The sequence below is a fragment of the Flavobacterium sp. AED genome, assembly GCF_000812945.1.
GTDB lineage: Bacteria > Bacteroidota > Bacteroidia > Flavobacteriales > Flavobacteriaceae > Flavobacterium.
Genome location: NZ_JSYM01000005.1, coordinates 155,379 through 168,387, shown reverse-complemented (window position 1 = coordinate 168,387; position 13,009 = coordinate 155,379). Strand labels below are relative to the sequence as shown.

General features: G+C 32.4%; 15 protein-coding genes. 6 read left to right on the top strand and 9 right to left on the bottom strand.

Translation table 11 applies throughout. The features are described 5' to 3' along the window. Positions 1-21 precede the first annotated feature (21 nt). The 6 genes from OA85_RS15125 to OA85_RS15100 all read left to right on the top strand — a co-directional run bounded on the left by OA85_RS15125 (position 22) and on the right by OA85_RS15100 (position 4,269). Entirely contained in the window at positions 22-627 is a 606-nt protein-coding gene (locus OA85_RS15125; RefSeq protein ID WP_039110661.1) for a flavodoxin, read from the top strand. 31 nt (positions 628-658) lie between these two features. Next, positions 659-1,393 carry a carboxymuconolactone decarboxylase family protein gene (locus tag OA85_RS15120; RefSeq protein ID WP_039110711.1) on the top strand — a complete coding sequence of 245 codons (735 nt, stop codon included), beginning with the start codon at positions 659-661 and terminating at the stop codon, positions 1,391-1,393. Positions 1,394-1,418: 25 nt separating this feature from the next. Next, a complete protein-coding gene (locus OA85_RS15115) occupies positions 1,419-2,480 on the top strand; it encodes an alpha/beta hydrolase (RefSeq protein ID WP_039110660.1) in 1,062 nt (353 codons plus the stop codon). An 8-nt stretch (positions 2,481-2,488) separates the two neighbouring features. Then, positions 2,489-2,986 carry a cupin domain-containing protein gene (locus OA85_RS15110; RefSeq protein WP_231557115.1) on the top strand — a complete coding sequence of 166 codons (498 nt, stop codon included), beginning with the start codon at positions 2,489-2,491 and terminating at the stop codon, positions 2,984-2,986. 175 nt (positions 2,987-3,161) lie between these two features. Then, on the top strand, positions 3,162-3,596 hold the full coding sequence (locus tag OA85_RS15105) for a DUF6526 family protein (RefSeq protein ID WP_039110659.1): 435 nt from the start codon (positions 3,162-3,164) through the stop codon (positions 3,594-3,596). Positions 3,597-3,699: 103 nt separating this feature from the next. Next, positions 3,700-4,269: a pentapeptide repeat-containing protein gene (locus OA85_RS15100; RefSeq protein WP_039110658.1), complete on the top strand. Its 570-nt coding sequence runs from the start codon at positions 3,700-3,702 to the stop codon at positions 4,267-4,269. A gap of 4 nt (positions 4,270-4,273) precedes the next feature. Here the strand turns inward: OA85_RS15100 and OA85_RS15095 are convergent, their stop codons facing one another. The 9 genes from OA85_RS15095 to glyA all read right to left on the bottom strand — a co-directional run bounded on the left by OA85_RS15095 (position 4,274) and on the right by glyA (position 13,007). Next, on the bottom strand, positions 4,274-4,954 hold the full coding sequence (locus tag OA85_RS15095; protein WP_039110657.1) for an ABC transporter ATP-binding protein: 681 nt from the start codon (positions 4,952-4,954) through the stop codon (positions 4,274-4,276). Between the two features lie 2 nt (positions 4,955-4,956). Continuing rightward, the gene (locus OA85_RS15090) at positions 4,957-6,213 is read right to left on the bottom strand and encodes an FtsX-like permease family protein (protein WP_039110656.1); all 1,257 of its coding nucleotides are present in this window, start codon (positions 6,211-6,213) and stop codon (positions 4,957-4,959) included. Beyond that, positions 6,213-7,307: an efflux RND transporter periplasmic adaptor subunit gene (locus tag OA85_RS15085; protein WP_039110655.1), complete on the bottom strand. Its 1,095-nt coding sequence runs from the start codon at positions 7,305-7,307 to the stop codon at positions 6,213-6,215. Before OA85_RS15085 ends, OA85_RS15090 begins: the two co-directional genes overlap by 1 nt. A gap of 138 nt (positions 7,308-7,445) precedes the next feature. Then, positions 7,446-7,943, bottom strand: coding sequence for a GNAT family N-acetyltransferase (locus tag OA85_RS15080; RefSeq protein ID WP_039110654.1), 498 nt, complete (start codon positions 7,941-7,943; stop codon positions 7,446-7,448). Positions 7,944-7,962: 19 nt separating this feature from the next. Continuing rightward, on the bottom strand, positions 7,963-9,759 hold the full coding sequence (locus tag OA85_RS17105; RefSeq protein ID WP_052257280.1) for an ATP-binding protein: 1,797 nt from the start codon (positions 9,757-9,759) through the stop codon (positions 7,963-7,965). Positions 9,760-9,768: 9 nt separating this feature from the next. Beyond that, positions 9,769-10,221 carry a response regulator gene (locus tag OA85_RS15070; protein WP_231557114.1) on the bottom strand — a complete coding sequence of 151 codons (453 nt, stop codon included), beginning with the start codon at positions 10,219-10,221 and terminating at the stop codon, positions 9,769-9,771. 30 nt (positions 10,222-10,251) lie between these two features. After that, positions 10,252-10,812, bottom strand: a complete 561-nt coding sequence (locus OA85_RS15065) for an AraC family transcriptional regulator (RefSeq protein ID WP_039110652.1) — start codon at positions 10,810-10,812, stop codon at positions 10,252-10,254. A gap of 183 nt (positions 10,813-10,995) precedes the next feature. After that, positions 10,996-11,589 (bottom strand): tRNA-(ms[2]io[6]A)-hydroxylase, encoded by a 594-nt coding sequence (locus OA85_RS15060; protein ID WP_039110651.1) that lies wholly within the window; start codon positions 11,587-11,589, stop codon positions 10,996-10,998. Positions 11,590-11,732: 143 nt separating this feature from the next. Continuing rightward, positions 11,733-13,007 carry a serine hydroxymethyltransferase gene (gene glyA / locus OA85_RS15055; RefSeq protein ID WP_039110650.1) on the bottom strand — a complete coding sequence of 425 codons (1,275 nt, stop codon included), beginning with the start codon at positions 13,005-13,007 and terminating at the stop codon, positions 11,733-11,735. Positions 13,008-13,009: the final 2 nt, after the last annotated feature.

Here is a 13,009-nt window from a genome sequence, read left to right as displayed (position 1 = left end):
AAAGTAACGGCATATTGTATAATGATGATAGTATCAGCTTGTTTATTTTCGAGTTGTTCCAAGGCACAAAGTACTGTTAAGCAAGAAAAAGATAGTTTGAATACAAATAGTATTCTTATTGTCTATCTAACTCGAACAAAAAACACCAAAACAGTTGCACAAATCATTCATAAACAAATTGGTGGCAAATTAGTTGAATTAGAACTTAAAAATCCTTACCCTGAAAATTACAAAGCAATTGTTGATCAGGTCGCCAAGGAAAACGAAACAGGTTTTTTACCCCCGCTCAAAACCAAAATTGACAGCATTGAAAAATATGATACTGTCTTTATAGGTTTTCCAACTTGGGGAATGCAATTACCCCCTCCAATGAAAAGTTTTTTAAGTCAATACAATTTAAAAGGTAAAACTATTATTCCGTTTAACACCAATGCCGGTTATGGTATAGGAAGTAGTTTTGATAAGATCAAAGAACTATGCATTGAAAGTAAAATATTGGAAGGATTTTCCATTAAAGGAGGCAAAGAAAGAGACGGAATTTTATTTGTGATGGAAGGTGAAAAGAAAATTGAAGCTGAAAAAGAAATACAAAAATGGTTAAAGAAAATAGGGATTCTGAAGAATTGATATGTTTTCAAAGAACAGTAAAAAAATAAATATGAAGGGTTTTAAAATTTTCAATTTTATAGTGATTATAGTAAGCACTGCTTTGTTTCCTAATTACGCTAAAGCAAATCAGATGACCATTATAGACAGCAATTTAAGTGCAAAGGAAAAAAGCATTATAACTATTGCATCACTTACAGCAAAAGGTGATTTAGTCAAACTAAAATTAGCGTTAAACATAGGTCTTGAAGCTGGACTTACCGTGAATGAAGTAAAAGAAGTATTGGTCCATACCTATGCCTATTGCGGTTTTCCAAGGAGTATCAGAGGATTGCAAATTTTTATGGAAGTGCTTAACGAACGAAAAGCAAAAGGTATTATCGATGAACCTGGCAAAGAAGCTTCTCCCATCAAAGAAGAGGGTAATAAATACGAAAGAGGTAAAAATATTTTGGAACAACTTACCAAAACGCCACAATCGGATACGCTTACAGGATATTCCGCTTTTGCACCGGTAATAGATACCTTTTTAAAAGAACACTTATTTGCAGCTATTTTTGAAAGAGATATTTTAACCTACACTCAAAGAGAATTAGTTACGATTTCTGTTATCAGTACGATTGGTAATGCTGAACCAATGCTAAAGGGGCATTTGTCAATTTCTCTCAATGTAGGTATATCGCCTGAACAGTTGAAAGAATTTATAGACGTAATAAAACCAATCATAGGTAAAAAGAAAACTAAAGCTGCAAAAGAAGTTGTAAACGAAGTGTTGAAAAACAGATAGGCTCAATAATTTTAAAATAAAAGAAATGAAAAAAATAGCATCAATAATCATATTAATAATTTCAATAATAACTGTACAGATGTCTAGTGCACAAACTACTCAAATAGAACGAAAGCAAAATCCATATACCTTAGTATATGAGGGAGCTATTACAGAAAATGTAAAGGAAAAAGTAAACATTCATCCCGTCAACTATAAAATTAAAGAGATTACAATAGTTGCTAATATTTACACACCTGCTAACTTTGACTCATCAAAAAAATATCCTACATTAGTTATTGCTCATCCTAATGGTGGTGTAAAAGAACAAGTGGCAGGGTTATATGCACAACGATTAGCAGAAAAAGGTTATATTACCATTACTGCAGATGCAGCCTATCAAGGCGGTAGCGGCGGAGAACCTCGTAATGTAGATAAACCGGCAAACCGAATTGAAGATATATACGCAATGGCTGACTTTATTACTCAATATAAAGGGGTCGATATTTCAAGACTTGGATTACTCGGAATTTGTGGCGGCGGTGGTTATTCTTTAAAGGTGGCCCAATCAGATAAACGATTTAAGGCAATTGCCACACTAAGTATGTTCAATTCCGGTGTAGTACGGCGTAATGGGTTTATGAATTCACAAATTTCTACTATCCAAGAACGATTAAAAGAAGCTTCTGATGCTCGTGCCCAAGAAGCTACAGGCGGTAAAATAATGTATGTGGGAGATACGCAACTCACTGATAAACAAATAGCAGCACTACCGTTTGATTTATATCGTGAAGGATTTGAGTATTACGGCAAAACACATGCTCATACAAATTCCACATTTAAATACACTAAGAGCAGTCTTATGGATTTAATGACGTTTGATGCCAGTAGTAATATGGACTTGATAAACCAGCCATTATTAATGATTGCAGGAAGTAAAGCTGACAGCTATTATATGACGGACGATGCTTTTAGCAAAGCTACCAATGCAAAAAATAAGGAACTATTTCTTATCAATGGAGCTACTCATATAGAAACCTATTGGAAACCCGAATACGTATTGCAAGCGGTAAATAAATTGGTGAATTTTTATCAAACTAATCTTTAACGTTTAAAATGATGAAACTTAAAAACATGGCAGGAATATTTCTTATGGGAGTGTTTGCTTTTTCTTGCAAAGCACAAAAAAAAGCAACACTTTCAACAGAGAAAGCATCACAAAAATCAATCCTTTTCCCCAAAGGAGAAAAAATTACCAATGATAATTTTACAGGTACGGCTTATTTACAAATACTGATAGCTGCTGATAGTCTTAATCCAACCTCAGTAGGAAATGTAACCTTTGAACCTGGAGCAAGAACAAAATGGCATCTGCATCCGGGCGGACAAATTTTGTTGGTAACCGATGGAGTTGGATATTATCAGGAAAAAGGGCAACCTATAAAAGTACTTCGAAAAGGGGATGTAATTAAATGTCTGCCTAACATTGTGCATTGGCATGGTGCAAGTATTGACGCAGCATTTGTTCAAGTAGCTATTACAAATACTCAAAACGGTACGCCTGTTTGGTTAGAAGCGGTAACAGATAATGAGTACACAAGTTCAAATAAATAAAAACAGAAAAAATACTGCTGAATTTTTGACAGCTTTATTTCTGAAAACAGTAGGCTAAGAGTTTTAAATCATCTAAAAACAGTTCGAAAAATTATCCTAAATGGGTTACAATGTTGCTTCTACTCCCTTCCAAATAAGTTGTTTTGACTATCTTTAAAAACTTTAAAAGAAAATCATGGAACCACAATCTTATAAAAATCATATTCGGTATTACCCACCCCATCATTTTGTTTATTATCCCATTATAATGACATTTTTGGCCTTCAGCGTGTATTTTAGTTGCACCACCGAAGACAAATTGATTTGGACTTTTATCAGTGCTATTTTTGTTGTTCTGTTTTGTCTGGCTTTCATGTTGCGCCAACATTACGCATTGACTTTGCAAAACCGAATTGTACGATTAGAGCTTCGGTACCGCTATTTTTCTATTACAGGTAAAAGATTGGAGGATTTTGAACACCAATTAAATGATGACCAATTATTTGCCCTACGATTTGCACCAGATGAAGAACTTCCTATGCTTATCGAAAGAACGTTGAATGAAAATCTTTCGGGAACAGCAATTAAAAAAGCCATCATTAATTGGAAAGCAGATTTGGACAGAGTTTAAAATTTAAAAAATAATTATTCCAAATTCTGAATTGTATAGCTATAGAATTTTGTTTCTTTGTTGCGCAAAATCATCGCCTTAAACTTGAATTTAAAACCCGTAAATGCCAGAATATTTTCTAGATATTGAATACAACAACATCATTTATAGCGAAGAAGAAGTCAATTTTAAGGAATTTGAGTGTTGTACTTTTACAAATTGTAATTTCTCCCAATGTATATTTCTGGCAGTAACTTTTATTGACTGCACTTTCAATGATTGTACTTTTAGCAATGCTAGAATAAATTATGTCGCCTTTAGAACCGTGACTTTCAATCGTTGTGAAATCAAAGAAGTCAATTTTGCCATGTGCGACAAATTAATTTTCGAAATTACTTTTAATGATTGTGTTTTAGATTTCTCCAAGTTTTATACCTTAAAAATTAAAGGAACATCCTTTACCAATTGTAGTTTAATTGCAGTAGATTTTATGGCTACTGATTTGACCGAAGTCGTTTTTGAAAATTGCGATTTATACCGTTCTGAATTTGCAAAAGCAATTGCCAATAAAGCGAATTTTAAAACAAGCTACAACTACACTATTGATCCAACCAAGACAAAATTAAAGAAAGCTATTTTCTCTTTAGAAGGTCTAAAAGGATTGCTTTACAAACACGAAATTATAGTTAAATAAACCGTTACGAAATCACTTTCCCATCTTCCATGGTAATGATTCGATTCGTCCGTTCAGCAAAATCAGTATCGTGGGTAACAACCAATAAAGTCTGATTTTGTTCTTGGGTCAATTTATTAAAAATATCAAAAACCAAGTCGCTATTTTTCTTGTCTAAATTTCCTGTAGGCTCATCACCCATAATAATCAGTGGATCATTTATCAAAGCCCTGGCTATAGCCACACGTTGTTTTTGCCCTCCGCTTAATTGATTTGGCATTTTCAAAGCTTGGTCTTCCATATCCAATGTTTTCAAATGTTTCATCGCTCGATGCTCGAGTTCCTGATTAGAATATTTACCCAATTTCATTCCCGGAAGCATGACATTTTTCAAGACATTATATTCCGCAAGCAAATAATGAAACTGAAATACAAAACCTATCTTCTCATTCCGTATTAACGCCAGTTCTTTGTCGGTCTTTCCAGTAACAAGTTCGTTATGAATAAATATTTTACCGTCATAATCCGTATCCATTGTAGAAAGCAAATACAACAAGGTCGATTTTCCGCAACCCGATTTTCCCACGATTGAAACAAACTCACCATGATTAATACTCATGTTAATTTCTTTTAAGACCTGAAATTTAACAGGGTCATAAAAATATTTGCTCAGACCAACAGCCTCTAAAACTTTATTGTTCTCCATCGTTATTTTCCTCTGATTATTTCTACTGGATCAACTTTACTGGCTTTCAAAGCAGGGAAAAGTCCTGCTATTGTAGTGGTAAATAATGCGAAAGTAATTCCGATAACATAGAATAAGGGATTGTAATTTATGGGATAGGTCTTTATTGTAGGCAACGAAGCCGTTTCAAATGGAATTACATCTATAATGGAGGAGAAAATATAGCCAAATAACAATCCAAATAATCCCCCGGCAAGTCCAATAATAATAGAAAGTGAAACAAAAATCCATTTGACATCATTCCCTGAAAAACCAGTTGCTTTTAGAATCGCTATACTATCCATTTTTTCATAAATCATCATATTTAGGATATTATAGATCCCAAAACCAGCCACAATAAGCAACACTACTCCTACTGCATAGGAAATAATACTCCGTATTGTACTTCCGGTTTCAAACTGTGAATTTGCTGTTTGGTAATCGATAGTATCCAAGTTGAATTTATCCCTAAACTCTTTTGCAACAGCAGGAGCCGAAGCCATATCAAAAAGTTTAATTTGTATATCAGTAATATAATTTGTGGATTCACCTAAGATTTTTTGGGCTGTGGCCAATGAAGTATAACTCATCGTATTATCAATTTCAGCAATACCAATTTCAGAGATTCCAACGATTTTTAAAGAGGCCAAATTCCCTTTAGGAGTAGTAATTTTAATAACATCTCCTTTAGAAAGTAACATTTTATCTGCCAATCCTTTTCCTATGATAATACTGTTATTCTGAAGCAAATCAGCCACTTTTCCTTCTATGATATAATCGCTGATTTTAAATAATTTCTCTTCTGGTAAAACATCAATACCATTAACGATTCCGGAAATTTCAATGGTTCCAGAATTAAAAAAAACAGCAGTTTTTACCTTTGGCGCAACATCAATAATGCGTGCATCTTCTTTTAAAACTTTAATAATCGTTTTACCATTGTAAATAGATTTCCCTCTATCTTTTGGTTTTATAGAATGAATAAAATTGACGTTTTTTTTATAATCACCAACTAATGAAACAGGTTGATTTTCAGAAGGTTTAATTTCGTTATACAAAAGAACATGAGGAGTTCTATTGAGCATTAATCCATCCAATAAATCATTTAAACCATGCATAAAACTAACCAAAGAAATAAACATGGCAATACCAAAGGTTACTCCAACGGCCGCAACAATAGTTTGTTTTAGTCTGGCTCGAAGCAAATGTAGCGCAATATTTAAAATTAATTTGAAGTTCATTACTTAGGCATATAAATTGTTTCTTCAGCTTTTAATCCTTCTAGAATCTCTACTTTCTGATAATCACTCAAACCTATTTTTACTTCTCGTTTTTCATCTTTATTCACCAAAACATATTTATTTTGAATTAAATAAGACTTAGGAATCGTGATTGTATTTTTCTTAATCTGAATGATAATGTTCGCTTCAGCAGTAAGGTTAGGATATAATTTATCAGGCGGTTTTACAAAATGAGCTTCGATTTTAAAAGTACGGGAACGCTCATCCATGATAGGATAAATTTTGTCGACTACTGCTTCAAAAACCTGACCTTTATAACTGTCCATCGTTACCAGTACTTTTTGCCCCAGCGTAACGTTTACCATGTCATTTTCATCTACTTCTAATTCCAATAAAAAAGAATCTGCTTTACCTATGATTGCCAAAGGAGTTTGTGGAGTAATCAAACTTCCTTCTTTCACCAACACATCAAATAATTCCCCTGAAAAAGCACTTTTAACACTAAAATCGCTTTGTGATTTTTGATTGATTTTAAGATTAATGCGATTGCGATTTTGGTCGTTTTCTAATTGTGCTTTGAGTTGGCCCAATTGTTTTTTGGCAGATTCATAATTGATTTTAGAACTTTTAAAAGTTAATGCTACTCTTTCAAAATCAACTTCTGAAATTCCACCTTGATTTTTAATGTTCTTGTTCCTGTTATAAATTGATTCGTCTAAGGTTAATTTATCTTTGGCAGACTCGACTTTCATTTCCATTTCGGAAATTTTATCATGAATATAACGGCTACTTTGCTGGCTTAATTGATACGCTAATTGAGCATTTTCAGTATTCAATTCCGCTTTATCACTTTCCAGTTCAAATAATGATTGCCCTTTAATTATGGATTGACCCGCAACTACATTTACTTTTTGCAAGGTTCCGTTAACTGTAGAAAAAACGGTATATTGACCATCAGCTTTAATAACGCCTGAAGCATAAACACTTTCCGTTACATCCCCCAAAGTGGATTTTGTTTCTTGATTCTCTTTTTTTGAACAGGATAGAATGGCAAAAAGCAATAAATAAAATAATGATATTGATTTATAACTCATTTAATTTTTATTTAACATTATAAGTTACTATAAATTCTTTCTATCAAATGTACGATAATATACATTTTAATATTAAATCACAGGTACTTAATTATGCAATAAAAAAGTGTTTTTTGTAAGAGAAAATCCAGCAATAAATTACAAGTCTTTTTGCATAATATAATCTTCCATCAAATAGCCATTGCCAATTTCGGTATCATACTCATCTACAATTTCAAAACCTATTTTTTGATAAAAGGTAAATGCTTTATTAAATTTATTTACATTTAAGGAAATCGCAACGGAATGATTTTCTTTTGCCAAATTTTCGATGGTATCAATCAATAATTTCCCTGCTCCTTTACCCTGTGCCTCAGGAAGTAAATAGATTTTGTGCAAACGTGTTACATTTTTATCTAAGTAATTGTGTTCGTATGAAGCAAATCCAAGGCAGACAGCTCCATCAAAAGCCAATAAAAAGAAATGTCCTTTATTAGTCAAGTTATCAATCAAAACTTCTGACGTATACCATAAATTAAGCATAAAATCGATTTGCTCCTGCGAAAGTATTTCGCCATAAGTATCGGGCCAAGATTTATAAGCAATCTCTTGAATTGTATTTAAGTCTGCTATTGAAGCTTCTTTTATTGTAATCATTGTAATTTATTTATTGAAATTAAAGCAAATCCCCTTTAGGAATAAACACATAGAATTTAGCCCCTACTCCAGGTTCTCCTTTTACTTTTATGAAACCTTTGTGGTTCTCTACAATTCTATTACAAATCGCCAGACCAAGCCCAGTTCCTGAGTATTTAGGATCCGTTTCTAAACGTTTGAATAAAAGAAATATTTTTTCGGCATACTCTTGTTTGAAACCAATTCCGTTATCTTCTACGACAATTTTATAATAATCCGCTGCATTCGTTATTTTATAATCTAGTACTTCTTTTTCAGTAATTTCTTTAGAAACGATACTTATTTGAGGCGGTACATCGTCTTTACTATATTTAAGAGAATTAGAAATTAAGTTTATAAAAAGCTGTTTTATCTGAAACGGTATTACTTTGATTGTTGGTAAATTTCCCGTTTGAATAATAGCTTTTTTCTCTTCAATAGTAGAGGATAAATCTTGAAGCGTTTCATCTACCAGTTTGTTTAAATCTGTTTCTACAAAAACCTTATCTCCTTTTATTGTTCTGGAATAATCGACTAAATCTATTAATAAGGTCTGCATTCTATTGGCCGCAACACGAATTTTAGAAAAATATTCTTTTCCTTGCTGGGTTAGCAAATCCAACTCTTTTTCTTCTAATCTGGAAATAAACATTTGAATCTTACGAAGCGGTTCCTGCAAATCATGACTCACTATATTATTGAAAGCTTCGAGTTCTTTATTGATATATTTAAGCTCTTTATTATTTTCCTCTAATTCAAGTGTTTTTTTGTACTGGTTTGTAATATCACAATTCACACCTATTTTAATTAAATTTCCATTTCCATCATTAGTAAAACTTCCTACGCCCAAAATATATTTCACCTCCTCATTTGGAGTTAAAAATCTAAATACCATCGAAGTAGACTGGTGATTAATCAAAGAATCTTTATGCACTTTTGTTACATAATCTAAATCATCAGGATGAATATATTTAATTGTATTTTTTATATTGGGCTCAAAAGCATTGGGTTCAACCCCCATTAGGCGGAACAAATTATCTGAAAAAGTATAAGTATTCGTTTCTAGATTAACCATCCAATGTCCAAAACCAGCAGTCATTTCAGCAGTATTGTACGACTCGTTAAGCAGTTTTAATTTATCATTTGCTTTTTTGAGTTCATCAATATCTACATTCATTTTATTGAATGATAACAGTAATATTAAAAGAGAAAGGATGACTAATAAAAAGGCTGTTATAATGGAGTCCCGCAATTCAAATTGATGACTGTCATTTTGAAATTTTGTTTTTGCACTTTCTGAAAATATTATTTTAGTGACAAAAGATTTCATCATTTCAGTAACCTCACTACTTTCAAGTAGCTTAGCATTCAGATATAATGGCCCTGAATTTTTACTTTTAGCAATAATTAGCGTTTGTCGGAACAGCTTAAATCTATAATCAATGATTTTTTTAAGTCGGTCAATATCCTTATTTCTGGCAGGATTCTTCGAAGTCAACCTTTTTAAATTCTCTAAGTTTTCTTCAATTTTACCTCTGCTCAAAAAACGGTTTGCTATATATGATTCATCTTTTGTTATAATATAACTTCGCAAACTCGTTTCGTAATTACTGATTACTGATAAAAGTTTTTCTAATTCAAGTTGAGTTTCATTTGAATTTGCAATTAACTCAACCGTTGAGTCAAGATTTTTCATTTGGGAATAAAACATTGAGGCTATATAGCAAACCACAACAATTGCAATAGCTAAAGCTATTTTAAACACTTGAGCGTTTTTATATAGTCCTAGAATTTTCATTTTCCCTTTTTATATGCTGAAGAAAAAAGTTTCTATATTTAAGCCTGATGTATGAAATTGCCAATTCATATTTACCACTTCCTTAATTACTTTTTTCAACATTGAAAAATCGTTTGGTTTTTTGATATAAATGTTAGCGCCCTCTATAAACGTATCCTCAATATCTTTTTCTGATGAAGAAGTAGAATATATGGCAATCGAAACATCTTTAAAACGAATATTTGCTCTTATTTCTTTCAGACAATCTATACCGGTTTTTCCTGGCATATTTAAATCAAGAAATAAAACATGGGGCAACCTAATATCAGGATGTACTAAATAATCCATTAGATCCTTACCATCTTTAAATAGAGTCAACTTATTATTCATTTTAAGCTCCTGTATAGCTTCACTAAAAAATGTACGATCATCTTCGTCATCGTCAGCTAAAAGAATATGCATTGAATCTTGGTGTGAAATCATAAAATATCGGGGGTTATTTTGTGTTTTTTATTATTCATTATTAGCTAACTCTCTTCTTTTACCAACAATTCTTTTAAACATGGAAGGCGTTAATCCTGTTACTTTTTTAAATTGAGTTGATAAATAAGCGACACTGCTATAATTCAGTTCATGAGAAATCTCAGTTAATGTCAGCTTCTCTTCAATTATTAATTTCTTTGCTCTTTCAATCTTTTGGATAATAATAAAATTCTCAATTGACGTATGTGTATATTCTGAAAAAACATTCGTGATATATCCATATCTAAAGTTCAATTTATCCGATAGATACTGAGAAATTGTTATGTTAGGAAATTTATCCTTTTCATAGACAATTTCAATTATTGCATCTTTAATCTTTTGAATTAATTGCCCTTTTGGGTTATCTATAATATGAATAGCATACTTCTTTAAACTATCTTGAAGTGCCGTAAAGCTATCTTCTGAAACATCGTCACTAATTTCAATTTGTCCTAAATCCAACAGTTGATATTTAATATCTAAATTTTCTAATTGATCTTGCAATATCGCCCTGCAGGCAATATTTCCATCATAATTAAAATTGAGCTTCATAGCAATAACAATTGTTAAAGTTAAAATTAAACGCTAAAAGTAAATCAAAAATTATTAATCCATAACAAATAATTTACTTTAAATGTAAAACATTGCTTTCTTTAAAATGTAAAAAATATAAAAAGCTGATTATTAATACTCTTGAATAAATTACATTCATTCTTAAAAAAATCATAATTAAAATTATCCGTGAATCGTTTCACTTTTTCCGTAATTTGTTATAATATTTTCTTCAAATTCCAGCCATTCTCTCCAACGTTTTTCAACATCAATTCCTACTCCATATTTCCTTGCATAGGTTATAAAAGTGGTGTAATGACCCGCTTCACTTTCCATTAAATCTCTGTAAAAAACAGCTAATTCTTCGTCTTGGATGTTTTCTGAAAGTACTTTGAAACGTTCACAACTTCTAGCTTCTATCATCGCTGAAAACAATAACCGTTCCACTAAACCTGAAACTCTGCTCCCATCACCGCTTTTTTTCATGTACAAATACAATTCGTTCACATAATCATCTTTGCGTTCGCGTCCCAATTTCAAGCCACGCTTAATAATGAAGTTGTGCACTTGCTCAAAATGGTCGATTTCTTCTTTGGCCAAAGCCAATAAATCCTTCACTAAATCTTGGTGTTCCGAGTTATTAGTGATAATTGTTATGGCATTTGTAGCTGCTTTTTGTTCGCACCAAGCATGATCCGTCAAGATTTCCTCAATGTTTTTCTCTACAATATTCACCCATCTCGGATCGGTTGGCAATTTTAATCTTAGTACAGACATTACAAAATTTGTTTAAAGTTTGAAAAAAAATAAGGTTTAAAGTTCCATTAAAAATGAAAAAGTTTAAAGTTCAAAATTTTGTGATACCTTTTCGAAACACAAAACTTTAAACTTTAAACCTTTAAACTTTAAACTAAAAAAAATTAGTATACGAAAATAGCTCTTTCGCTCATCATTTCGTTTACTTCAGCAGCTACCGCTTCGATAACATCTTCGTTAGTATGATCCACTAGCACTCTATCAATTAGAGCAACAATTGTTTCCATATCTTCTTCAAGCAAACCACGAGTGGTAATTGCTGCAGTTCCTACACGAATTCCTGAAGTTACAAATGGTGATTTATCATCAAATGGAACCATGTTTTTATTTACCGTAATTTCTGCTTTTACCAATGCATTTTCAGCATCTTTTCCAGAAATATTTTTGTTTCTTAAATCAATCAACATCATGTGGTTATCTGTACCTCCTGAAATGATTTCATATCCTCTTTTTACAAAAGCATCCGCCATTGCGTTAGCATTTTTTTGCAATTGCAAAGCATAAGTAAAAAATTCATCATTCAATGCTTCACCAAATGCTACCGCTTTAGCAGCAATAATGTGCATTAACGGACCACCTTGATTTCCAGGAAAAACAGCTAAGTCTAATAGTGAAGACATCATTCTGATTTCTCCTTTTGGAGTAGTTAAACCAAATGGATTTTCGAAATCTTTACCCATTAAAATTAAACCGCCACGAGGACCACGTAATGTTTTGTGTGTCGTAGTTGTTACTATATGACAATGAGGCAATGGATCGTTCATCAAACCTTTTGCAATAAGACCTGCAGGATGAGAAATATCAGCCAATAAAATAGCACCAACACTATCAGCAATTACTCTGAAACGCTCAAAATCCATATCACGAGAATAAGCCGAAGCTCCTGCAATAATTAATTTTGGTTGTTCTTTTGTTGCAATTTCTTGAATTTTATCGTAATCTAATCTTCCAGTTTCCTTATCTACACCATAGAAAGAAGGGGTGTATAAACGTCCAGAAAAGTTTACAGGAGAACCGTGAGTCAAATGTCCACCATGTGACAAATCAAAACCTAAAATTTTATCTCCTGGTTTGATACAAGCGTGATAAACCGCTGTATTTGCCTGTGAACCAGAGTGTGGCTGCACATTTGCATAAGCAGCACCAAATAATTCTTTGGCTCTGTCAATAGCAATTTGCTCAATAACATCAACTACTTCGCAACCGCCGTAGTATCTTTTGCCAGGATATCCTTCTGCATATTTATTGGTTAAAACAGAACCAGCTGCTTCCATTACTTCGTCACTTACGAAGTTTTCCGAAGCGATAAGTTCTAATCCGTGTATTTGTCTTTCTTGTTCTTCTAGAATAAGGTCAAAAATTTGTTCGTCGCGTTGCATTT